We start from the raw sequence: 23267 nt of genomic DNA, 5'->3' as shown, positions 1-23267 counted from the left end.
CTACCCGATATAGGTAGCTTTTCAAATAATTAAGCAGTACGACGCTTTTGTTTTGCAAGACGGCGGTACTTATCTAACTCTGTCACGAGCAAGACAATGAAGCCGGTTGCCAAGACTACAAGCCAATCCGTCCATGATAGCCCTGCAGTCGTGAAGACACCTTGCATAAATGGTACATACGTGAACAAAAGTTGCAAAATAATCATCGCCCCAATGGCAACGAAAGCCATTGGATTTGTCCAGAATGACGCACTTAATGCTGGTGCAGCTGTTCGAATATTAAAGAGATAGAAAATTTTACCAAAGATAATCACGTTAACTGCGGTCGTACTTGCCACAGCAAAACCAGTGATTTCATCTAAGTACTCAAAGATTCCCAAAGCAACAGCAGCGATAATCACACTGACATAAACCATCTGGAAAACGTCATAGCGACTCATCAACTTAGCCGATGTTTTACGTGGGGGTTGTGACATCAAGCCAGGTTCCATCGGCTCGAAAATAAACGCCAGTTGTAACGTCAAAGCTGACACCATGTTAATCCAAAGCAACTGTGTGGCTGTTAGTGGCATCGGCTGCTGCAACAAAATACTAAAGACCACAATAAGCCCTTCGGCGAAACTGGTTGGCAATAAGTACAAAATCGTTTTGCGAATATTATCATACAAACGACGACCTTGTGCAATCGCAACTTTAATCGTTGAAAAGTCATCATTAGCCAAAACCATATCTGCGGAATCTTTGGCAACGTCTGTTCCCTTGATACCCATGGCAATTCCAATATCAGCCTTTTTCAAAGCCGGCGCATCGTTCACACCGTCACCAGTCATGGCAGTCACTAAGCCATTGGCTTGATAAGCTGTAATAATCCGAAGTTTATCTTTTGGTGTTGTACGGGCAAAGACATCATATTGCGGGACAGCCTTAGCGAGTTCATCATCGGATAATTGTTCAATTTCTGAACCAGTAATCGCTTGAATATTGTCCGCCAAGCCCAATTGTTGCCCAATTGCTTTGGCAGTATCAGGGCTATCACCCGTGATCATTTTCACGCGAATGCCTGCACTACGCATATCCGCGATGGCTTTAATCACCTCAGGACGTGGTGGATCAATGATTGCCGCCAAGCCCAAGAAGGTAATGCCAAGCTTTTTCAATAGCTCATGGGTTACCTCAGTCACATCAGGTGCGACGTCGATGTACCCCACCGCAATCACACGCTTACCTGACTTTGCAAATCCAGAGGCTAAGGTTGACCAATAGTTCAAATCAAAATTAGGATCATTTTTGGCCAAGTCAAAGAGCTTATCAGGCGCACCCTTAATCGCCACAAAGCGTGATTGCTTTTGGTTTTGAACTAAACGTGCCATATAACGGTAATCCGAATCAAACGGAATGCGATCTAGTTCGATTAACTTTGGCTTCTTGAGGCCAAAGGCCTTATAGTAAGCCGATAAGAAAGCTGCATCCGTTGGTTCGCCATTAATTTCCCACGTGCCATCTTCATTGGTTAAGAACGTATCGTTGGCTTGATGTCCCATCGTCAAAAACATTTCAAGCGCTGGGTCCTTTGCGGCATCAACAATGACATCATCTAGTAAGATATCTCCGTCCGGTGCATAGCCCGTACCGGTAACGTGATAATGATGCTGACCGATCACAATATCTTGAACCGTCATTTCATTTTTTGTTAAGGTACCCGTTTTATCTGAGGCAATAATATCCACTGCTCCCAATGTTTCAGCGGCAGGTAACGTTTTAACAATAGCATGTTTTTTCGTTAATTTTTTAACCCCAGTGGCTAAAATGATTGACGTTGCGGCCGGCAACCCTTCAGGCATTGACCCAACAATCATCGCAATAATGGCCATTACAAGCGTTGGCAATGAATAAATTTGCAAGAGCCAACCAAGCCCAAACATCACAACCGCAATGACAATAATAAGCCAAGAAATACCACGACCCAAACTATCCAACTCACGGATTAATGGTGTTTTTTGTGCTGAAACATCCGCAACACTTTGAGAAATTTGACCAATTTGCGTCTGCACACCGGTCGCAACAACAATACCGGTGGCACTACCGTTCGTCACAGCCGTTGATGCATAAGCCATATTACTACGCTCAGCAAGCGGTATTTGGCCCACAAGCAGCATATTGTCCTTTAAGACAGAATCGGCTTCACCTGTCAAAGAGGATTCTTGAATGCGTAAATTATCTGAATCAATGATCCGTAAATCGGCTGGGACGTTGTCCCCGGCCTCTAAGTAAACAAGATCGCCTGGTACCAATTCACGCGATGGGATATCAAAACGTTCCCCATCACGGATAACGGTCGCCTCAACAGATAGCATGCTTTTAATTTTATCTAACGCATTGCTAGCATTCACTTCTTGCATATAGCCAATCAAGGCATTAATGATCACTACAAGACCAATAACGATGGCATCTGAATAGTGGCGCATGAGTAACGTCAAGGCGACAGCTACGAGCAAGATATAAACAATGACATTGTTAAATTGACGCAAGAAGATTTGCCATTTTGGCGTTTTCTTGCTCGTAACTTCGTTGTAGCCAAACTTTTCAAGTCTCGCTGCAGCTTGCTGTGTATCCAAACCGTCTGGAAAATTGCCTTGCAATGTATCCACGGTTTCTGTCCACGACTGTTGGTAGAAATCTGATGAATTCAATAACGGAACGTCATCAGTTTCACTTGATTTGGTGCTCATAAAATAACACACTCCTTTAAGAGAAAAATTCTTTGCGTCTTGCTGTTTAAGGTTGGCCGCCAAATCATGTGATTTGGTAAGTCAGTTTCCCACGCATGTGCGCCGCTACTCCCGCAAGGAGTGTTTAATTTTGAACAAATGAGATTAATATAACAACTTAAGTATATAGTACCACGAATTCGGTTGTCAATTATTTGCGTAACCACATTTTTTTCTGATACAACCAGCCGTTAAATATATTAGCGACCCCAATACCTAAAGCCAATGACATCGCGACGCTACCAGTATTAAATAACCCTTTCAGCACAGCGGTTAAATTATTTTCAGACAATTTTTGCAAGGTACTAAAAGCCATCCCCCCTGGTACAAGTGAAATCAGTGCACCGACATAAATCATGGTAACAGGCACACGAAAACGGCGCGCTAGGAAAAAACCTAGCATCCCCACCACCAACGATGCCATAAAATTGGGCAGCACAATGCTATGATGCACACTATCTAACACATAATAGGCAATCCAAGAACAGACGCCTGTAATACCAGCCCCAAGTAAGGCGCGTTTTGGTACATTAGCAATAATAGAAAATCCCACACTAGACAACAAAGCCAAAATGGTACTTAAAATAAAATCCGTCACAAGCCATTACCTCAAACAAATCTGACAAGTTCAAACGCAATCCACACACCAGCAACCAACGACGACACCACCAACAAAGCAGTAATCGCCCGCACGAGACCCGATAACACGTCGCCCATAATAATTTCGCGAATCGCATTTGTCATGGCCAAACCTGGCACCAGTGGCATGACCGCCCCAAGAATTGCTGACAAAGTCGAAATCTGTGGGAATAAACCATGACACATTAAGACAAACAAGCCAATTGCTAAACCACCAATAAATTCAGGTGCATAAGGCGTTTTAGAATTTTTGTCCGTTAAGATATACGCCAGATAGCCAATAACACCAGCAAAAAACATGATCACATAATCAAGTGGCGTGCCTTTTGCAATTAAAGACGGCGCCATTCCGACCAGCCCCGCACTAAATACCTTTAAAGCCAGTGGGAAATCCACTACCTGCTGCTTTAACGTTTTGATACCGGCGTAAAATTCCTCTGGCGTGATTTGCCCAGCCACCAAACTGCGCGATAGTGTGTTCACATGGTCAACCGTTCGTAAATTAAAACCGGAAATACGCGCTTTAACTAATTTCGTTTGTACCCCATTGTTTGCTGAAACGATGACAGCGGTTAACGTCACGTAACAAGTCAATGGTAGGCCCAGTGATTGCCCAATATGTTCAACTGTTTCTTCAATCCGAAAGGATTCCGCCCCACCAAGGAGTAACAAGCGACCGGCATCGGTAGCGACATTGATAATGTCTGCTTCGCTATAGCTTGGATTCGTCATATTTGTTGCCATCAAATTCGTTCACCATCACTTGAACAGCGCCAAGTACTGTCCTTCATTCATTTAAATCATACAAAATGCGGTTATTGACGACGACAATATTCGTGTTAACGTCAATAGCTCTTTAATCAGTATACATTAAAAAGCACCCAAATTTATGGGTGCTTTTAACTTTATTTTTGGTCGTTTGTAACAAGGTCACGAATCACATCAGCTAATGAAATGGCTTGCATTTTCTGATAAGCCGCGGATTCAATGTCGGTATAAAAATGATTCAACGTTGCTTGAATTTGTCCCCCGACAAGACAATTGGGATTGGTTTTTGGATCAATATGCAATAATTGGTGGGTCATATTGATAGCCATGTAGATATCATACAGGCTAATATCTTCTGGTAATTGGGCTAATGCGGGTGTCGCCACGCCCTGACGGGTCGTTAGTAAGCCGGCTGCCCGCAAATCCAACATTAAACTCCGAACCACACTGGCATTCGCGCCAATACTGCCGGCGATTGCTTTACTCGATAAGTCGTTGGTTTGATTAATATGAATATAAGCTAAAATGTGTATGGCATCGCTTAATTTATAAGAAAAACGCATATTAGGCGTATGCCCTCCCTGTGATCTTTGACATTAGCCAGTGGATGTTTACTGGCAATGCGTTATGCTTGGCGTGACAAAATTTCCTTCAAAGCAGCGGGTAATGGCGTTAAGTCACGACCCAAAACAGTCGCTAAATCATCTGAAGCGACATCAAGTGATCCTTCTGCAATGGGACTTTGGAATGAGGCAAAGAGCACAGCCAAATCATGTGGCAAGTCGTTCTTTTCTAGAATCGCGACATAGTCGTCTTGCGTCACTTGATCCACTTGAATGTCTTGTTCAGTTGCTTCAATTAAAGCTTGACCAAGCGTTGCATAATCTGCTAACACGCCAGAGAATTCATAGACTGCTTTTGGTGCATCACTCACCAACACTTTAACCGCGGCTTCGGCATATTCACGTTCCAATGCCCAGCCTGCGCGACCTGGTGCCCAGTAGGCTGTCACTTGTCGATTGGCACCAGTTGTGATGAAGCCCATTTCATTTTCCAGATACCAGTTGTTTCTTAAAATTGCGGCTGAAATATCAGCCTTTTCCAAAGCTTTTTCAGTGGCTAAATGATCTTGCGCTAATGCACTCACTGACTTGTCAGCTTGGATAAAACTTGTATAAGCCACAAATGAGACATGATTGGCAACCATAGCATCAATCACGTTTTGGTGTTGCGTTGCGCGTGGAACTGGACCACCAGGTTGCGATGAAATGAACAAGACCCGATCAACACCAGCAAATGCCCGTGTCAAAGCTTCAACATCATCATAATCTGCTTCACGGATATCTGCCGACCCAAACAACATCTTGGCTTTCTCTTGATTACGTACAATAAGCACGATATCTTTTTCATCCACTAATTCTCGCAAATAGTGATAAGCTAGTTGGCCGAAGTGGCCTGTCGCAGCAGTAATGGCGTATTTCATAATCGGTGTCCTTTTCTATTACCTGTTGTTTTATTCTGTACAAGTATTATAGCACAACTTGTTGGTTTATTGATAACAAGTGATTATCACATATTATCGTCACAATCCAATAAAAAAGCACGCGTATCGGTAACAGATACACATGCTGCAACGCATTGTGACAAAGCCAATTAACCCAATTTAATGAAAGCCACACCAACGGCCATGATAATGATGCCAATGACCTTCAACCAAGACACAGCCTGTCGTGGTGATTGCCACCAACCAAAATGTGACACCGCCATTGAACCGGCAAGTGCCCCGATTAAGCCAATCATCACCGCAAAGCCAGCACCCAGCACTGGCACACTTACGGCCATGGCAACAACAAATATACTGCCAAGGATTCCCCCGATATACACCCATTTAGGTTGGCTGGGTACAGGTTGGCTTGGCATTAGACGTTTATCACGCAGCAATACAACAAGGAAAATAATTAACATGCCGACACCAAACGACACAATGGCGGCACCAATCGCAGAACCTAAGGCAACTGCCAATTTTCCGGCAATGGCCTGTTGTGCTGATGATACAGCACCCGCAATGACACCCCAGATTCGCCAAGCGTTTAATTCAAGCGTCGATTCTTCAGATTTATCAATCGCATTTTCACGATTTAATTCGCGTCGATTGGCCCAAACGACTGCAACATACACGCCAAACAATAATAAAGCCGCTCCGCCAGCTTTTGTCAGTGTCATAGGTAATTGTTTGGCTGCAAACCAACCAAATGTGTCAATCATCAACCCCATCAGCACTTGGCCAACAATGGGGAAAACAATCGCCTGAATCGCACCAATTTTTGGAAAGAGTAAAATATTCGACGTCAAATAAACAACGCCAAATATACCAGGCGTCCAAATCCACCAAGGATGTTGCCCTGTCAGTGTCACATGCTGACCGCTCACTAGAAAAACGGCCACCAAGAAGACGAACCCTACGGTAAACGACACCAAACTTGAACGGAATGGTGATTTTAACGCCGCACCCAAGCGCGCATTAATTGGCGATTGGTTGGCTAAAGCCACACCCCCTAACAATAACCCCACGATGTATAACATGATAATCTCCTTACTTTTTTAAAGCACATAGTACAAGTCTACGCGGATTCAAACAAATTGCAAGGGATTACGGCAAGTATCATTACATGTATTTATCGTTATATTTTAGTCTTGTGGTCACGACATTGCGAAAATTTGGCATGTCACCGTGAGATTTGTTATACTTATTCTTACTATATTTGTTAGGAATCATCAATCACACATGAAAAATCCAAGAAAATTTATTCAACAACAAACGAATCAAATGCTGTCCAAGTCCACTGAAAGATTGGGTCAATTTAAGCAATTTTTGTTTGCCCCCAACTTGATTACCTTTGTGATTTCAGTGGTTGTTGGAAACAGTTTTGGCTCTACTATTAAGGCATTGGTCAATTTAGTCTTTGGTCTTTTTGATTTTACAAGAATCTGGCTCTTTTCTACGCAGCACACGCTTTACTATAATCGGTTTACACAGCCGTTATCTGAATTTGCTAGTAGCCTATTAACCACTGTCTTAATTGCGACCATCGTGTTCTTCACTATCCGCTTTATTAATGAAACGTTAATTGTCGATCCCGTCAATAAATGGGGCTACAATCAAGCGCATGCCGATGCCCTACATCTGCAAAAGCAAAACGAAGAAACGATTGCCTTACAACGCAAAATCCTGGCAGAACTTGAAAAACTCAATCAACAAGAAAACCCAAAGTGATGACACTTTGGGTTTTTCTTTATCGCAATCGCAATTAATCCGTCATAAAAAACTTGAATGTCATACGGTATGCCAAGATGTTCATCCCTTAAAGTTGTCCCCATGCCGATGCTGCAATTGTTGGGAATAAGTAGACAAGACGTTCAATCTCAGCAGGTTCAAAGCCAAATTCAATTGCTGGCAACAAAGCATTAATGGCATTTTCTGCCTGAGGTGACACTTCAGTAGCCCCAACCAGTTGCTGTGCCTGGTTGAAAATTAAGATATTGTCGCCCATCGTCTCCTGATCAACTTGACGATACCAATCATCTGGCGTGTGGTGTGCCACAATTGTATAGTCATCGGGATGTTGCTTGGCTTCTGCAACACTTATTCCAGCTTGCGCCAAACGTGGTGACGTAAAGACAACAGATGGTATTACGGGGTAATTAATTGGTGCTACCGTTTCACCGGAAAATGTGTGCATTAAGTATCGCGATTCAAAAATAGCGGTTGGCGTTAACTTGGGTTGTATCTTATCAATCACATCCCCAGCAGCATAAATATTTGGCACATTTGTCTGCAAATAATGGTTGACGACAATCCCTTTATCCGTATAAGCAATACCAACTTCATCTAAACCAAGTGCTGCGATATTCGGCACACGCCCCGTTGCATCCAACACCCAGTCACTGGTCAGGTTAAGATCGTTGTCACCCACCACAACAAAATGATCCGCAATCTGTTGGATTGCCGTCACCGTTGTTTCTCGTATGAAGGTTACCCCACGTTGACTTAAATCACTGATAATCTGTTCCACAAAGGGTTGATGGTAAGCACGCAACGCTTGTGCGCCCCGCATCAAAACCGTGACTTCTGAACCAGCGGCGTTCGCCATTGTGGCAAACTCCATGGCGATATAACCGGCCCCAATAATCGTTAAGCGCTTTGGCATGGTGCTTAAATTCATAAAGTCTGCGGAATCATGCGCGAACGCCGAACCAGGAATATCGAGTCGATTGGGTCGTAATCCGGTTGCAATCACAATTTTGTCAGCCGTCTTAGGCTGACCAGCCACTAATACCGTGTGGGCATCAACTAACTGACCATGGCCAAAGAGCACATCGACCGAATTGTCATCAAGCAAGCCTTGAATAAACGCTGGTAAACCACCAATCACAGTCTGTTTATGCGCTTGGTTAGCAGCCCAATCAATTGTGACCTCACCTAGCATCACGCCATGAACATCAGCTAAGTGTCGCTGCAAGGCGACTGGTGAATCCAACACAATTTTGGCGTTACAACCACGATTTGGACAAGTGCCGCCGATCAAGTCTTGTTCAATCACACCAACCTTGACGCCTTTGGCCCCAAGTGGAATGGCACCATCAAAAGTCCCATGACCACTGCCAATATACAAAACATCATAATCATACGTTGTCATTTTTTCCGCCTCCTATGGCATACGTGCTGACTAAAGCCAACAATACTTTAATCATGCAATGGTTATCTACAGTATAACTGAAATCAGAAAACCTACTGGATTTAAGCACTGTGAAAATTACCACTTGCCAAAATCAACTGCCAATCTGATCAACAACACTAACTAACGGTTTAAATTGCTGCCAGTGCCGTGTCAATTGCAACCGGCCCATCACTCATCTGAATCACTTGCTTAATTGTATTATCATGATTGAGCAACAAAGCGAGGGTTTCGCCAACGTTTTGAATTGTATTTTTTGACCCACTAGCATCGTTTAACGCAATATGATGAGTGCCCTCACCCGTAACCAAGGCTGTTGCTTGCAAAATTGTATAATCGAGTTGTGTTTGATTCACTAAATAGTTGTCTGCGAAAAATTTTGCGATATTGTAGTCTAATAACCCAGCCAAGGCCGGATTATCCCATTTTTCAGGCGTGAGTGAAAAAGCAGAACTGAGCAAAATGAAACGTTGAATATGGTTCATTTCGGCCACTTGCATCATTTTGACCGCCCCAAAAGCATCTGTCTGCAGCAAGTCTTGACTGCGGGAACCAACCACAAAATAAATCACCGCAACATCTTTAACCGTCTGCGCCAAGTGCGTGACCGTGTCATGTAAATCCAATTTAACGGGCGTAATATGGTCAGATACCATAATTTTTTCTGGTGAACGTGCACCCGCAATGACTTCATGCCCTTGCGCGACCAACGACTGCAATAAGACCGTCGCTACCCGACCGGTTGCACCAGCAACAAATATTTTCATGTGAGGACTCCTTCTATTTGACGTATTCTTGAACGTCTATTCTAACACGTCACCGTGCATTATATTACACTTTATTCTTTGTAATTTTTTAAGCAACCCGTTATTAATCGCAGTTCAGTAGACTAAAAAACGCGTTGATACTAGCGCAACTAGTATCAACGCGATATGTGTTATTGAATCAAACCAAAAAGATCATTAAACCCTTCCATCATTGATGGATGTGAATAAATTTGATCACGTAATGCTTGGTATGGCAACTTGTGATGCATGGCCAAAGAAATCACGTTAATCAAGTCTTGTGCTTCAACTGCAAAGAAAGTCGCTCCCAAAATCAAGTCGTCTTCTCCAACCAAAACCTTGAGATAACCACGGGTATTGCCTTCAATATGGGTTTTTGGCAGGCTCGCAACCGGTAGCTTAGCGACCCGATAGGCGTTATTTTTGACTTCGGCTTGTGCTTCACTCAAACCAATTGTTGCCAATGGTGGATTGGTGAACAACACGTGCGGCACCAAATCTTGCTGTGCCAATGTGGCTTTCCCATCACCAAACAACTGTTGCCAAACAATCCGTGAATCATCGAGTGAGATATACGTAAACTGCGCACCCCCACGCACATCACCAACTGCCCACACATTGTCAACTGTAGTGCGTAGGTGATCGTCCACGACCACGGCACCATTTTCAACGGCAATATCGGTATTTTCCAAACCAAGATTGGCAATATTTGGTCGGCGACCAGTGGCAATTAAAACCGCATCAGCTGATAATGGTGCGACAGGTTCATCATTTGCGACAAGCGACAAAACGGTGTGATCACCGTCATCAGTCATTTCAACCACTTGTGTTTGGTAACGAATCTCGACACCTAAATCAGTCAAAGATTCAGTCACGGCCGTCACGGCTTCTGATTCGACCTGTGGTAACAAGCGATTGTCACGCACCAAAAGCGTCACCTTAGCGCCAAATTGGGCATAAGTCGTGGCGAATTCAACGGCAATATAACCGCCACCAATAATCACTAGGTGTTCCGGCAAAGTTTCTTTAGCCATCAAAGTGTCTGTTGTATAAACAAACGCACTATCCTTTAGCCCAATAATACCTGGCCAAACTGGCTTAGCGCCCGTATTAATAAAGATGCGTTCGCCCTTAACGGTCTCTGTTGTGCCATCCTTCATTTGGATTGTTAACGTATGATTATCAACAAACTGGGCTGCGCCAGTAATAACTGTTGCCGTTGGTAAATCTGCCACCTTACGGTAGTTTGCTTGACGTAGTTTACCAATCGTCGCATCTTTCTTTAAGACAGCACGCTGATAGTCCGAACGATCCGTCGCACTACGCGACAAAGTATACAAAAACTTTGACGGGATGCAGCCGACATTAATGCAAGTACCACCATACATTTGATCCGACTTTTCAAGTAGAATAACGGATTCCCCTTTTGCCGCTAACTTAAAAGCGAGCGTTTTGCCGGCCTTACCAAAACCGACAATGACATTTTTTGCTTCTCTCATACGATCTTACCACCCATTCTATTTTATTTATGATTATGACCAATTGGTGCCAACCGCTGGGCATTTATTTTTACAAAACTTGTTCATACCTTCATTACACAATGTCTTGAGTTGCAACGCTTTCACGCGATAGTTCTGACTTTTCCTAACTTTTTTACTTACAAGTCGATTATATCACTGATAGCAAGGTGTACATCAAAATCTGAATTGGATTTAAAAAAATTCATAAAAAAACCACGGTCTACCTTAATGGTAAACCGTGGCCTTCGGACTAAGAATGCCCAACATGTTATGTTAATATATGGGTTTTTATCATACAGAAAAAATATACTAAAGTAAGGTACAACCACATGTTGGGCCAACGCATGATGCGTTACTACAATAATTTATCATATCAACATCTAAATTGTCAAACCTTTATCAAAGAAAAATACTAAGCGATATAAATAAAAAAAGCTCACCTTAGTGAGCTTTTTGTCTTATTAAGCTTTAACGATATTTGCAGCTTGCAAACCGCGGTCGCTATTCTCAACATCGAAAGTCACTGATTGACCTTCATCAAATGTTTTGAAGCCATCGCTTTGAATAGCTGAGAAGTGGGCGAAGACATCATCACCGTTTTCACGTGTGATAAATCCAAAACCCTTGTCGCCATTAAACCATTTTACTGTGCCTGTTTCCATTATATGTTTCTCCCTTGGTGCATTCACCAATCTTTATTTGTAATTTAAATAATTGGTACTGAATGTCCTTCAAGAAAAGAGAAATCAAAATCAAAAACTTTATTAACCGTTAACTGTAACACGTATCACAACTAATAGCAAATTTAAAAACCCTCGACCGCGAATTAATGCGATTATCCATCTGAACCCGATACGCATGACTAGACAAACAGAACATTTGTTCGTATAATGAGACCATTAGTATTTTTGGAGGTTTTGACATGACTGACTATGACTATCGCTTTGAAACAAAACGTGTGGTATTCGTGATTGACACTAAATCTTTTTATGCTTCTGTCGAAGCCGTAGACCGTGGTTTGCACCCAATGAAAGTGCCACTAGTCGTCGTGTCAAAAGGCCCTAATGTTGGCGGTGGTGGCTTAGTACTGGCAACTTCCCCCATGGCTAAAAAGCGATATGACTTAAAGCATAATGTCAGCCGTCTGAAAGACTTACAAGGATTACCTGATCTTATTCAAGTCCCACCACGCATGAACCACTATATTGACACCAATCTAGCAATTAACAAGATTTATCGTCAATATGTTGCCGATCAGGATTGGCACCCTTATTCCATTGATGAAAGTCTCTTGGATATGACGGATACATGGGAATTTTTTGGACCAACACCACAAGCAGTCGCCCGTAGAATTCAGCTCGATGTCCATGCCCAAACCGGCTTATACACTACTGTTGGCATCGGGGATAACCCTACTTTGGCAAAAATTGCGTTAGATTTGTATGCTAAACAGGATCCTTCATTTATTGGCGATCTTCATTTTGAAACCGTGCCAGAAAAATTGTGGCCAATCAATCAACTAGATCGCATTTGGTCAATTGGTCATCGCACCGCTCACAAACTCAATCAAATGGGCATTTATAGCATGGGGGACTTAGCACATGCGAACCCATTTCGTTTAAGAAAAGTTTTTGGCCCGCAAAACGGATTACGCTTATACGCACTAGCTTGGGGCGTCGACCGGACACGCATTCGCGAAAAAGCGGTCCCTGCGTCTCAGAGTCTAGGCAATTCTCAAATTCTGCCACGCCCCTATACTGACATCAACGATATCCGCATCGTTTTGCAAGAAATTGTGGCACATGTTGCTACCCGTTTACGTCAACAGCATTTGCTGGCAGGCACCATCAGTATTCAGATTAACAGCTTCACAACGCGTCAGCAGTGGCAGCAGACACAACGGTTGGCGACCCCGACTAACGTCACTCAAATTTTACAACAACACGCAGCCGCCTTATTGACCCAACATTGGCAAAGCGGTGTTGCTCAACAATTAGCTGTTTACTTTGGCGAGCTATCATCAGATGCTGTGATGCAGTTAGATTTGTTTAACACCCCAACCACACTCGCCAAACAACAACAACTCGACCAGGCAATCGATCAGATTCGACAACGTTTTGGTCTGACTAAACTGGTGTATGGCGCATCACTTGATACAGCAGCAACAGCCATCAGCCGCGCCAATTTAGTCGGTGGACATCAAGGCGGGCAAGCAGATGACTGAACAATACCCCAATTATGAGCCAACCTGGCCATTACAAGTTTTTGGTCAGCTTTATCATGACCAAGGCATGAAAAAATGGGGTGGCTTTTATCTCTCTGATCACACAGCAGCCCGACAACGAGAAGCCGAAACAACAGCAGCCATCGTTGCTCGGCAACGTCACGCACAAATGAACCTGTCTGATATGATGGCACTGGCACAGTTAGCCATCGAAAAGCAGCTATCAGTTACCGCGCAAAGTAACACTGGCACCTATAATTTAGCTGGGGATCTTGTCTTACCCCCACTCATCCAGGGCCCCATTACCGGTTACACCACGCAACATCTCCGAATTGCCCAAACAATCTTAGCTTGGACGGACATTCGCTGGTTGGCCATACTTGACGAACATCAGAAAAGCACCGCTTCACCAAGCCATTAGTTTCCATCACGATACCAATCACAAATTTATCTGCAAAACATCATTATATTTGTTATGATAGTGCTATCTGTGTTTAAATTCATCGGAACTTTTGGAGGAACTTTCAGTTATGCAACGCGTGTTTTATCGCATGATTAACACCGCCACTTTAATTTTGTTACTGCTGGCACTCTTCTTATCACTACAATCCAGTACACTATCACCCTGGCAACTGGGTAATCGTTTGATTATCTGTCTTTTTGTCGTGCTATTGCTGAGTTATGTTGGGACACTTTTACCCCTACAACGGCCAATCGCCACAATTTGGCGGTGGGTTAAATCCCATCACAACAGCTTATTCTGGCTAGCATTTTGTCTACTAGTAAGCTGGCAAGTCGCATTACTCATGACGTTGCAAACTGACGTTGGTTCAGATGCGCAAGTGATTTTAGGTGGTTTAGAAACCCCACAAACCATTGCCCACTATTTATCCATTAATCCCAACAATACCATGTATTTTTTCATGAGTTTTGTCATGTCAAAAGTGATTGGGACCCAACTATGGGCATTTAAATTAGCGACGCTTGTCATCATTGATGTCTCAGTCCTACTCTTTCGCTTATTTGCTAAAACCTATTTTAACTCACGCGCGATTGCCAATAGTGCGACTTTAATTTTTGCCTACTTTGGCATGGCTCAGCCTATCTTTATCCTCCCTTACACGGATAACTACGGCCTCTTGTTTACCAGTTTGGCACTCCTTTTCCTACTCAAAGGGTTTAAAACCAACAAATGGGGATTTCTGTACCTCACGGTAGCTGGTATCGCCCTGGGGTTGCTCTACTTATTGCGCCCTAGCGCCATTATCTTTATCATCGCCTTGGTTGTTTTTCTGATCATCTCACCAAAGTATTTGCGTCATATGCAATCGCCTAAAAAAACAGTACTGTTAGGACTGACTGGCGGCTTGTTTTTTGCCATGACTGTCGTATCGTTTAATAGTTACGTAGCGAAACAACAAATCGTTACCATTGATCCAACAAAAGGATTTCCTGCCGTCCATTATATTTTGCTTGGTAGTTACGGTAATCCTGAAGATAAAAACACGGTACACGGTACATTTAATGACGCAGATTACGGATTTGCCATTGCTTATCCAAATAAAGACGCACGCAAAAAGCCAGAATTACAGCGCCTGATTGCTCGTACGCAAGAACGCGGACTGGGCGGTTCGTTGAAATTCTATCTCATGAAATATAGTGATAATGTGGATACTGGTATCATGGGGGCACACCGCGAGCAGTTGTGGTCAACCGTACGGACACTAAAACAAAAAAATACCGCCAGTCAAAAGTTACAAGATGTCATTTATCAACATAACATTCAAGTTGGCGATCGCGTTACTTGGCATGCGAATTACCAATTTATCATGCAACTAGTTTGGTTACTCATTTTAGTTGCTATGATTTATACCACCTGGTTTTATCAAACAAACGCTAAAACGACGCTGATTTCACTTATCTTACTTGGCGGTCTCCTATTCTTATTGATTTTTGAATCTGGTGGCACAAAATACATGATTCAATACACGCCATTTATCAGTTTATTAGCCGGCTATGGCCTTTATCACATGTGTCAACGACAAACATACATGAGCCGCCATTAATAAAAAAAGCTGAAGTAGCCATGACTACTTCAGCTTTTTTACTTGTCGTTTTACAACCATCTAAACACGACGATATTGTTTTAAACCGCGAATATTGATCCCGGTCAAAATGATGAAGAAGCTAAGTAAAACCAAACAGTCAAACCAAATATGGGTCAGACCGAAACCTTGCATCATAATTTTTTTATCCGCATTGGCGACATATGTCAAAGGCAGAATGTATTGTACTTTCGCAAGCCATGGGTTAATGGTATCCAACGGCACAATACCTGAAAAAAAGATCTGTGGCACGACAATCAGCGGAATAAACTGCATCATTTGGAATTCGGAAGTCGCAAAAGTCGACATCAAGATACCTAGCGCCAACGCAACTAATGCTAAGAGTATATTCGTCACAATAACCCAACCAATCTGGCCAACAATTGGCAAGCGCAACACGTATACCGTGTACAAAACAATCGTTAACGTTTGCAAAATGGCGAGCACGCCATAGCTAATGGTATAGCCAAAAATAATCTGTCCACGGCGAACTGGGGTGGCTAACAAGCGCTCAAGCGTCCCTGTTGTGCGCTCCTTCAAAATAGCCATGCCACTCACTAAAAAGACGAAGAAAAAGACAAAGAATCCCATTAGAATAGGCAACACCGTATCCATATACCGTGTCTGACTATCACCATATCGGTAGGTTTGTTCTACCTTTGGCTGAAGTTGTGCGGCCAACGCTTGAGAATGAGGTAACGCGCTAACAACCTGCAGTAATGCTTGCAACTTATTCTGCGTTAAGGTATTCTGTAGGGCTGTTTTGGCTAACGTCGTCTTATTCACATCCAAGTTAGCATACGTTACCTGATACGTATGCGTTGCCTTTTTGTAGACAATCACGCTGTCAACCCGCTGCGCTTTTAACGCATCATGCGCAGCCGCTTCAGTCGCATAACTAGTTTGCGTGACGTGTTTAACCTGACCAAGTTGCTTCGCCACAGTCGTTGGCATTTGTACCGTGCCAATTTTGACAGACGGTGTTGCATTCGTATTAAAAATTAAATTCATCAACGTTAAAATCAAAAGTGGTGCCAAAAACATCAAGGCCAATGTGCGTTTATCCTTCGCCAATTCTTTTAAAATACGTTGCCCAATAACCATACTTTTCATCATCTGGTAGCCTCGACTTCCGCTTTTAAGAATACTTGCTCCACCGTGGCAACGTCATACTGTGCTTTGAGTGCAGCAGGACTATCATCAGCGATAATGCGGCCATCAAAAAGAAGCACAACGCGATCAACTCTTTCAGCTTCGTCCATCACATGGGTGGTCATCAAAATGGTCTTTTGGTTGGCTTGTTGGCGCCGTAATTCCTCCCATATTTGAAGGCGCAACGCAGGATCAATGCCGACCGTCGGTTCATCTAAAATTAATAAATCCGGTTCCCCTAACAATGCAATGGCGAGTGATAGGCGGCGTTTCATCCCACCCGAATAGCCTTTAACTTGCTGGTTTAAGGCAGCAGTTAAATCAACAATCTGCGCCACCCGACTAATTTCGCGATCAACAGCTTTGATATCACGCATTTGTGCGAAAAACTTAAGATTATTATAGCCAGTCAGCGTCTCATAAAGCGCATCATTTTGCGCCATATAGCCAATTTGAGCTAACGCTTTGCGATTTGGCATCCGCATCTCAAAAATATACGCTTCGCCTGTGTCGGCTTGTGTCATGCCAAGGGCTAGTTTAATCACTGTTGATTTCCCCGAACCAGACGGGCCAATTAACCCTAACAATTGCCCCGTTGGTAACTGCAAGCTCACTTGATCAAGCACTGTACGTGCCCCATATGATTTTGTCATATTTTGGAGTGCCAAAATAGTTGTCATCCGCATTCTCCGTCATTCAAATTTACTTGATTATACGTCTGAGAAAATCATAAGTAAACACTTTAACCAATCGCAATATTGTATGACCTGTCATCAACTAAAAAAGCTGAAGTAGCGTTGTCTACTTCAGCTTTTATTTGAGCAAAGTCCCAATCCAATAAGTAAATCCCATCGTGATCACACCTGTTAAAACATTACGCAGTATAGCGGGTAATTTTGGCGCGTGACCTGACCAGGCGCTCAACCAACCAGTCAAGAAAAGCGCCCATAGCGTGGCCATGACGGTACCAATCACTTTATAGTCCTGCGGCAAAAATGCCACGGCTAATAGTGGCCAAATCCCCCCAGAAACTGAGGCGATAAAGGATGAAACTAACGCATGTGAAGGGCTTAAATATTCACCCACAACAATCCCATGCTTAATCTGAACATAGTGTTTTAAAGCATCCTTGGCCATTAAATCATCAGCGACTTGGGCCGCCAATTCAGGGGTTGCGCCCCGTTGTTCATAATACGTCGCAATGTCATCATGGACGACTTGCGGTTGTGTGGCTAATAAGGTTTCAGCCTTGGCAACAACGGCTTGTTCGGTATCTTTTTGAGACGACACCGATACAAATTCACCAGAAGCCATGGAGAAAGCGACCGCAAACATTTCAGCAACGCCCGCCACAAAGATAACCGTGTTATTTGTTGTCGCACCCGTGACCCCTAAAATAACCCCGGCACCACCAATGATCCCATCGTTAGCACCTAAAACCCCGGCGCGAATAATATTTAATCTTTCAGATAATGATAATTTCTTTTTTGTCATGTCAAGCAACCATGAGTAAACCAACTACATACGTGACCCCCATTGTCACGATTCCCATCAATACATTCCGTAAAATCACCCGTGTTTTCGGCGTATTGCCATAAACGGCTGAGAAATAACCCGTTAGTACGAGCGCTAACACCACAAAAATAAGCGTGGTGATGACGCGATAAGGTGCCGGCACTAGCGTCATGCCAACCATCGGTAAAATCGCCCCAATTGGAAAAGCGATCATCGAGGCCAATGCCGCTTCAATTGGTGAAATCAAATTATCTTCATCAATGCCATAACGGGCATGTAACGTTTCGTTCAGGGCATCTTGCTGCATCGTTTGTTGCGCTAACGCACGGGCATGCTCGGCAGTGATGCCGTCAGCTAAATAGTGTTGCGTTAGAAATTCTTTTTCTTGGTTAAAATGTTGGTCTAACGCCATAATCTGCTGTGACCGTGCTGCGCGTTCAGAATCTAGCTGTGAGTTAACCGAGACATATTCCCCTGTCGCCATGGAAAAAGTCCCTGCAATGGTAGCCGTTAACCCAGCCAAGAAAATAGCCCACGCATTCATTGAGGCCCCATAGACCCCAAAAACAACGCCTGCAATCGAAATAATCCCATCATTGGCACCCATCACAATTGCCCGTAAAATATTAATTCGTTTACTAATATGCATTTCCATGGGGACATTATAGCACAAAATAACACGTGTTTCACCTTAAAATTGGTCAAAAATGAGATGTTTAATCGTTGTCACACCACACTATATCACGTGATTATTAAGTGTGGTACGATAATACTATCAGCATATCTTCATGGCCAATTATCAGGGCGCATTGAAAAATCAGGAGTGTTATTGTGAACACATTCATCTATGAAACCATCGTCACAATTGTTGAAGAAAAGTCCTTCCAAAAAGCATCTGAAAAACTCAACATTACAGCCAGTGCGGTTAGTCACGCCATTAATCAAATCGAAAAAAAATACGGTTTCCCCATTTTTATTCGTAACCGTGCGGAAGTCTCCCTAACGACGAACGGCGCGCAACTTTACCCCGTTTTTCGTAAAATTCTTGCCGAAGAAAAAGAACTCGAAAAAACAGTGCAAGCAATCCAAGGTTTAGAATCTGGGGTCATTAAAATTGGGGCCTTTAGTAGTGTCTGCATTAATTGGCTACCCGATATTTTGCGTAATTACGCCAAACAGTTTCCCAATATCGCCGTTTCTCTGACCCAAGATAATTTTTCAGATATTAGCCAACACGTCGCCTATGAAGAACTTGATCTCGGATTTACCCTCCTCCCCGTCTCCGAAAACGTCAAAGTCACTGAACTCCTGCGCGATGAAATTAAGTGTGTCGCGCCTGCAAACTTTCAGCCTCGTAATGGGAAAACTATTACTAAGGCAGATTTGAAAGGTGTTCAGTTCATGTTGCAAAAAGCGGATTATGACCGTGACACCAAAAAAACGTTGGATTTTTACGATGTTCGCCCGAATACCATTAACTTTTCCATTGATGATCAATCAATTGTTTCAATGGTTGAAGCAGGCCTGGGCTTCGGTATTTTACCTGATTTAGCGCTTAAAAAACTGAGTGGTGATGTCAGCATTTTCTCATTCGATGAACCTTTTTACCGCACGATTGCCCTTGTCCAAAGTAAAAACGACATTTTGTCGCCAGCCGTGCGTGCCTTAGTACAAGAAATTGAAACTTATCTCAGCTAAAAAGCCAATCTAATGACAGATTGGCTTTTTTATTGTGCGACTAAAAGCTGCTGATGTAACGCTTTACCCAAACGCGCAATACCTGTTCTGATGTCATCTGGCGTTGCACCGGTAAAGTTTAACCGGAATTGATGGGTTACCTGCCGTGAGGCATATTGCATCTCTGATGGGACATAGACAACTTTGGCTTGTGATAACACCTGTTCGGCTAATAATGCAGTTGCATTAACCCCTTCAGGCAAACTCACCCAGATAAAGAACCCACCATTTGGCTGCGTAAACGTCACTGTGTCTGGCATATCAGCAGCTAAACAAGCTAACATCAACGCACATTTATCACGATATTTGGCATTAATGGTGGCAATATGTGCTTGAATATCATGCTTGCCTAAATAGTGATCAATCGCCATCAAGCTAATATACGACGGTTGGATATCAAGTCCTGATTTGATTTTTAAGAACAACGCCATTAATGCCGGATTGGCCACAAGCCAGCCCGTACGCAAAGCCGGCGACAAAATTTTAGAGAAACTAGAAATCAAAATCACACGACCATCTGTGTCTAATGCGGCTAATGAGGGCACGGCCTCGCCGCTGTAACGCAAATAACGGTAAGGGCTATCTTCAATGATATAAAAGTCATATTGTGCTGCTAAAGTTAATAATTGCTTGCGCTTCGCCAAGCTCATGGTTACCCCAGTTGGGTTTTGAAAATCGGGAATCGTATAGACAAATTTTGTCTCTGGATATTGCTGTAAGGTTGCTTCTAACTGCGCCATATCCATGCCATCAGCTTCTAAACTCACTTCATGATAAATCGGTTCATAGCTATCAAAGGCATCTAAAGCGCCCATATAAGTTGGTGCTTCAACGATAATATGATCATCCTTATCTAAAAAGGCGCGCCCAATAATATCAATGGCTTGTTGCCCGCCTTGCGTCATCATAATCTGATCAGCTGTTGGTCGGTAATCAAAATAAGTTGCCGTCAAAGCCGCAATTTTTTCTCGCAGGGACACTGGTCCTTGCGTATCGTGATATTGAAAAATTGACGCACCTGCCGTAACAATCGCTTCATTAAAAGCCTGAGCTAAAGCCTCGCTAGGAAAAACCGCTTCATCTGGTAGTCCCATTCCAAAAGAAATATTTTCTGGATCAGCCGCCTGGGCAAAAATTTGATCCATGTTTAACTCTGCTGTTTGTTGGTAACGGATTGATAAATGTGATCGTGTCATAAGCGTTTAGTCCTCTTGCTTTCTTGACAACTATCATACCCGAATCCAAACATGAATATGACGAAACTATTTTAATTTAACATGAATAAAATACATGTTAAATCAGTTACATCGATTGTCACAACATTTGACGATAGCGCATGACAAGGCTTAGCGTCGTGGCAACCAATATCGCAGCGACACAATACACCGCAAAATAGCCAAAATGACTGGCAAAAATCCCCCATATAATGGCACCCATACCATAGGCCACGTCCGTTCCGGATGAAAAAATAGCGGTCGCACGACCACGCTGTGCTGGCAAGATATCCCGTAGTACGACGGCATTCATCAAGGGCATCAACAGCGCAAAGCCAAGGCCAATTAATCCGCCGGCGACCAAACCCCCCCAATGCCTGGACTAAACGCAATGCATACATACGCACTGGCAATCATCACAATACTACTACCTACTAAGGTCAGCGTGTGAAAATACAGATACAGCTTAGCAAACCAAATCCGTGCTAAAACACCAACCAACGCTTGCACGGTAAAACTTAAACCAACTAGCGTCAAGGGCAACCCTTTTTCAAAACCAAATTGGACTAAAAAGGCGGCCACAGCGGCGTTGGCGAAAGCAGCAATAAAAACAACTAAACTTGGCACCCAAATACTCACTTGTGCAAGTAATGCCCAAATGCCAACTGGGGCCGTTGTTGCAGTCGTTTGCTGCGCCTTGACATCATAAGTGTCACGCACCAAAACAGTCAAACCTAATGCCACAACAACTAAACCCAGACTGAAATAAAACATCGCCTGAAATCCCCAGTGATTGACAATTAAGAGACCAATTGCTGGCCCAACTGCTGCTGGTAACGTTTGCGAAATACTGAAGTAGCCTAACCCAACTGATAACTGTCGTGGCGGTAATTTATCAGCGACCAGCGTCGCAACTGCGGTACTTTGAGTGCCATTACCAATGCCTTGAAACGCACGCAGTAAAATTAAAACAAGTAATGATTGACTAAAAATCAGTAAGCCAAAATCGACCACTAAAATGAGCAACCCTATCACGATTAATGGCTTGCGCCCAAAGCGATCAATCATTTTACCAACTGGCACACGTGCTACTAAGGCTGCTAACCCCCAAACCCCAATCACCAAGCCCGACATCATCGCATTGCCACCTAATTGCGTCACATATAATGGTAACGTCCCCATTTGCGCGGTCACGGCGGTCATGACCATAAAATTAATCACCATTAACAACAGAAAATCTTGTTGAAAAAGACGCTGCATCTGACCAACATGGCGGTCTTTGGCGGCGTCTTTGGTATGCGGCATCAGCCGATCATGCTGTTGTATCATAGGCTGACCAATTCAGTGGCACTGAAATCCTGACCAGCTAAGCGCGCTAGGAATTTCTGTGTGCGATGATCTTGCGGTGCATTAAAGATAGTTGCAGGCGTCCCTGATTCGACCACAACACCACCTTCCATGTACAAAATACGATCAGCCACTTCATAAGCAAATTGCATTTCATGGGTCACAACAATCATCGTATGCCCGGCTTGCGCTAGTTTTTTCATGGCCGTTAACACTTCCCCCACCAGTTCCGGATCAAGCGCACTCGTTGGTTCATCAAATAGAAGCAATTCTGGTTCCATGGCCATCGCCCGCGCAATGCCGGCACGTTGCTGCTGGCCACCGGAAAGCTGTGCGGGATAATAGTTCACACGATCAGCCAAACCAACTGCTGATAAAGTGCGTAAGCCAAGTTTAGTTGCTGCTGCGCGCGACACTTTTTTCACCCGAATGAGGCCTTCAATCACGTTCTGTAAAACCGTCATATTTGGGAACAAAGCATGTCCTTGAAAGACCATCGCCGTCTTTAAAATTAAGTCACGCGTATTTTTGGGGTCATGGCCAGCAAAATCTTTGGTCACCTCATCAATTCTAATCTGACCACGATCTGCCTTTTCTAGCGTGTTAAGACAACGCAAAAAGGTTGTTTTGCCCGATCCAGAAGGGCCTAAAATGACAATCACCTCGCCTTTTTCAATCGTAAGATTAATCCCTTTTAAAATTTCCTTGCCATAAAATGATTTATGGACATCCTGAATTGTAATAAAGCTCATGGTTG

23 protein-coding genes are annotated in these 23267 nt (G+C 43.4%); 5 read left to right on the top strand and 18 right to left on the bottom strand.

All coding sequences use genetic code 11. The annotated features are described in order from the left end of the window. Positions 1-29: 29 nt before the first annotated feature. The 6 genes from FGL80_RS06680 to FGL80_RS06655 form a co-directional block, all read right to left on the bottom strand. Positions 30-2729 carry an HAD-IC family P-type ATPase gene (locus tag FGL80_RS06680; RefSeq protein ID WP_055307918.1) on the bottom strand — a complete coding sequence of 900 codons (2700 nt, stop codon included), beginning with the start codon at positions 2727-2729 and terminating at the stop codon, positions 30-32. Between the two features lie 190 nt (positions 2730-2919). After that, positions 2920-3366, bottom strand: coding sequence for a threonine/serine exporter family protein (locus tag FGL80_RS06675; protein WP_082424335.1), 447 nt, complete (start codon positions 3364-3366; stop codon positions 2920-2922). Positions 3367-3377: 11 nt separating this feature from the next. Beyond that, positions 3378-4151, bottom strand: a complete 774-nt coding sequence (locus FGL80_RS06670; protein ID WP_147001875.1) for a threonine/serine exporter family protein — start codon at positions 4149-4151, stop codon at positions 3378-3380. Positions 4152-4312: 161 nt separating this feature from the next. Next, positions 4313-4738, bottom strand: coding sequence for an Rrf2 family transcriptional regulator (locus FGL80_RS06665; RefSeq protein WP_055307919.1), 426 nt, complete (start codon positions 4736-4738; stop codon positions 4313-4315). Between the two features lie 62 nt (positions 4739-4800). After that, entirely contained in the window at positions 4801-5658 is an 858-nt protein-coding gene (locus tag FGL80_RS06660; RefSeq protein ID WP_055307920.1) for an NAD(P)H-binding protein, read from the bottom strand. Positions 5659-5828: 170 nt separating this feature from the next. After that, positions 5829-6758: a DMT family transporter gene (locus FGL80_RS06655; RefSeq protein WP_147001874.1), complete on the bottom strand. Its 930-nt coding sequence runs from the start codon at positions 6756-6758 to the stop codon at positions 5829-5831. A gap of 202 nt (positions 6759-6960) precedes the next feature. Here FGL80_RS06655 and FGL80_RS06650 point away from each other — a divergent pair, with 202 nt between their 5' ends. Further along, positions 6961-7449: an MscL family protein gene (locus FGL80_RS06650; RefSeq protein WP_055307921.1), complete on the top strand. Its 489-nt coding sequence runs from the start codon at positions 6961-6963 to the stop codon at positions 7447-7449. Positions 7450-7537: 88 nt separating this feature from the next. Here the strand turns inward: FGL80_RS06650 and FGL80_RS06645 are convergent, their stop codons facing one another. The 4 genes from FGL80_RS06645 to FGL80_RS06630 all read right to left on the bottom strand — a co-directional run bounded on the left by FGL80_RS06645 (position 7538) and on the right by FGL80_RS06630 (position 11878). Beyond that, on the bottom strand, positions 7538-8872 hold the full coding sequence (locus FGL80_RS06645; protein ID WP_055307922.1) for a dihydrolipoyl dehydrogenase family protein: 1335 nt from the start codon (positions 8870-8872) through the stop codon (positions 7538-7540). Positions 8873-9042: 170 nt separating this feature from the next. After that, on the bottom strand, positions 9043-9678 hold the full coding sequence (locus FGL80_RS06640) for an NAD(P)H-binding protein (protein ID WP_055307923.1): 636 nt from the start codon (positions 9676-9678) through the stop codon (positions 9043-9045). 170 nt (positions 9679-9848) lie between these two features. Beyond that, on the bottom strand, positions 9849-11195 hold the full coding sequence (locus tag FGL80_RS06635; protein ID WP_147001873.1) for an FAD-dependent oxidoreductase: 1347 nt from the start codon (positions 11193-11195) through the stop codon (positions 9849-9851). Positions 11196-11677: 482 nt separating this feature from the next. Further along, complete coding sequence (locus FGL80_RS06630) at positions 11678-11878, bottom strand: cold-shock protein (RefSeq protein ID WP_055307925.1); 201 nt, start codon at positions 11876-11878, stop codon at positions 11678-11680. A 260-nt stretch (positions 11879-12138) separates the two neighbouring features. On the opposite strand from FGL80_RS06630, the gene FGL80_RS06625 reads away from it, so the two are divergent. From FGL80_RS06625 to FGL80_RS06615, 3 genes are all read left to right on the top strand, one after another. After that, entirely contained in the window at positions 12139-13440 is a 1302-nt protein-coding gene (locus FGL80_RS06625; RefSeq protein WP_055307926.1) for a Y-family DNA polymerase, read from the top strand. Further along, positions 13433-13861 (top strand): hypothetical protein, encoded by a 429-nt coding sequence (locus FGL80_RS06620; protein ID WP_147001872.1) that lies wholly within the window; start codon positions 13433-13435, stop codon positions 13859-13861. Before FGL80_RS06625 ends, FGL80_RS06620 begins: the two co-directional genes overlap by 8 nt. Before the next feature lie 109 nt (positions 13862-13970). Then, positions 13971-15506, top strand: coding sequence for a glycosyltransferase family 39 protein (locus FGL80_RS06615; RefSeq protein WP_055307928.1), 1536 nt, complete (start codon positions 13971-13973; stop codon positions 15504-15506). Positions 15507-15566: 60 nt separating this feature from the next. On the opposite strand, the gene FGL80_RS06610 is transcribed toward FGL80_RS06615, so the two are convergent. From FGL80_RS06610 to FGL80_RS06595, 4 genes are all read right to left on the bottom strand, one after another. Beyond that, a complete protein-coding gene (locus FGL80_RS06610; protein ID WP_425280882.1) occupies positions 15567-16661 on the bottom strand; it encodes an ABC transporter permease in 1095 nt (364 codons plus the stop codon). Then, entirely contained in the window at positions 16658-17377 is a 720-nt protein-coding gene (locus tag FGL80_RS06605; RefSeq protein ID WP_411162046.1) for an ABC transporter ATP-binding protein, read from the bottom strand. Before FGL80_RS06605 ends, FGL80_RS06610 begins: the two co-directional genes overlap by 4 nt. Positions 17378-17510: 133 nt before the next feature. Beyond that, on the bottom strand, positions 17511-18191 hold the full coding sequence (locus FGL80_RS06600) for a VIT1/CCC1 transporter family protein (protein WP_055307930.1): 681 nt from the start codon (positions 18189-18191) through the stop codon (positions 17511-17513). 1 nt (position 18192) lies between these two features. Beyond that, positions 18193-18867: a VIT1/CCC1 transporter family protein gene (locus FGL80_RS06595; protein ID WP_055307931.1), complete on the bottom strand. Its 675-nt coding sequence runs from the start codon at positions 18865-18867 to the stop codon at positions 18193-18195. Positions 18868-19043: 176 nt separating this feature from the next. On the opposite strand from FGL80_RS06595, the gene FGL80_RS06590 reads away from it, so the two are divergent. Then, positions 19044-19910 carry a LysR family transcriptional regulator gene (locus tag FGL80_RS06590; RefSeq protein ID WP_055307932.1) on the top strand — a complete coding sequence of 289 codons (867 nt, stop codon included), beginning with the start codon at positions 19044-19046 and terminating at the stop codon, positions 19908-19910. Positions 19911-19939: 29 nt separating this feature from the next. On the opposite strand, the gene FGL80_RS06585 is transcribed toward FGL80_RS06590, so the two are convergent. From FGL80_RS06585 to FGL80_RS06575, 4 genes are all read right to left on the bottom strand, one after another. Further along, positions 19940-21145, bottom strand: a complete 1206-nt coding sequence (locus tag FGL80_RS06585) for an aminotransferase-like domain-containing protein (protein WP_055307933.1) — start codon at positions 21143-21145, stop codon at positions 19940-19942. A gap of 118 nt (positions 21146-21263) precedes the next feature. Beyond that, entirely contained in the window at positions 21264-21527 is a 264-nt protein-coding gene (locus FGL80_RS09110; RefSeq protein ID WP_244297910.1) for an MFS transporter, read from the bottom strand. After that, complete coding sequence (locus FGL80_RS06580) at positions 21509-22492, bottom strand: MFS transporter (RefSeq protein WP_244297907.1); 984 nt, start codon at positions 22490-22492, stop codon at positions 21509-21511. Before FGL80_RS06580 ends, FGL80_RS09110 begins: the two co-directional genes overlap by 19 nt. Then, positions 22489-23262, bottom strand: coding sequence for an amino acid ABC transporter ATP-binding protein (locus FGL80_RS06575; protein WP_147001871.1), 774 nt, complete (start codon positions 23260-23262; stop codon positions 22489-22491). Before FGL80_RS06575 ends, FGL80_RS06580 begins: the two co-directional genes overlap by 4 nt. Positions 23263-23267: the final 5 nt, after the last annotated feature.

The organism is Leuconostoc lactis, from assembly GCF_007954625.1.
Taxonomy (GTDB): Bacteria; Bacillota; Bacilli; order Lactobacillales; family Lactobacillaceae; genus Leuconostoc; species Leuconostoc lactis_A.
The sequence above is the reverse complement of the archived record's forward strand: the minus strand, read 5'-3'. Positions and strand labels throughout refer to the sequence as shown.

Coding starts and splice junctions, on each gene's coding strand:
- FGL80_RS06680 (WP_055307918.1), bottom strand. CDS start 2,729: ATGAGCACCAAATCAAGTGAAACTGATGACGTTCCGTTATTGAATTCA.
- FGL80_RS06670 (WP_147001875.1), bottom strand. CDS start 4,151: ATGGCAACAAATATGACGAATCCAAGCTATAGCGAAGCAGACATTATC.
- FGL80_RS06665 (WP_055307919.1), bottom strand. CDS start 4,738: ATGCGTTTTTCTTATAAATTAAGCGATGCCATACACATTTTAGCTTAT.
- FGL80_RS06660 (WP_055307920.1), bottom strand. CDS start 5,658: ATGAAATACGCCATTACTGCTGCGACAGGCCACTTCGGCCAACTAGCT.
- FGL80_RS06655 (WP_147001874.1), bottom strand. CDS start 6,758: ATGTTATACATCGTGGGGTTATTGTTAGGGGGTGTGGCTTTAGCCAAC.
- FGL80_RS06650 (WP_055307921.1), top strand. CDS start 6,961: ATGAAAAATCCAAGAAAATTTATTCAACAACAAACGAATCAAATGCTG.
- FGL80_RS06645 (WP_055307922.1), bottom strand. CDS start 8,872: ATGACAACGTATGATTATGATGTTTTGTATATTGGCAGTGGTCATGGG.
- FGL80_RS06640 (WP_055307923.1), bottom strand. CDS start 9,678: ATGAAAATATTTGTTGCTGGTGCAACCGGTCGGGTAGCGACGGTCTTA.
- FGL80_RS06635 (WP_147001873.1), bottom strand. CDS start 11,195: ATGAGAGAAGCAAAAAATGTCATTGTCGGTTTTGGTAAGGCCGGCAAA.
- FGL80_RS06630 (WP_055307925.1), bottom strand. CDS start 11,878: ATGGAAACAGGCACAGTAAAATGGTTTAATGGCGACAAGGGTTTTGGA.
- FGL80_RS06625 (WP_055307926.1), top strand. CDS start 12,139: ATGACTGACTATGACTATCGCTTTGAAACAAAACGTGTGGTATTCGTG.
- FGL80_RS06620 (WP_147001872.1), top strand. CDS start 13,433: ATGACTGAACAATACCCCAATTATGAGCCAACCTGGCCATTACAAGTT.
- FGL80_RS06615 (WP_055307928.1), top strand. CDS start 13,971: ATGCAACGCGTGTTTTATCGCATGATTAACACCGCCACTTTAATTTTG.
- FGL80_RS06610 (WP_425280882.1), bottom strand. CDS start 16,661: ATGATGAAAAGTATGGTTATTGGGCAACGTATTTTAAAAGAATTGGCG.
- FGL80_RS06605 (WP_411162046.1), bottom strand. CDS start 17,377: ATGACAACTATTTTGGCACTCCAAAATATGACAAAATCATATGGGGCA.
- FGL80_RS06600 (WP_055307930.1), bottom strand. CDS start 18,191: ATGACAAAAAAGAAATTATCATTATCTGAAAGATTAAATATTATTCGC.
- FGL80_RS06595 (WP_055307931.1), bottom strand. CDS start 18,867: ATGGAAATGCATATTAGTAAACGAATTAATATTTTACGGGCAATTGTG.
- FGL80_RS06585 (WP_055307933.1), bottom strand. CDS start 21,145: ATGACACGATCACATTTATCAATCCGTTACCAACAAACAGCAGAGTTA.
- FGL80_RS06580 (WP_244297907.1), bottom strand. CDS start 22,492: ATGATACAACAGCATGATCGGCTGATGCCGCATACCAAAGACGCCGCC.
- FGL80_RS06575 (WP_147001871.1), bottom strand. CDS start 23,262: ATGAGCTTTATTACAATTCAGGATGTCCATAAATCATTTTATGGCAAG.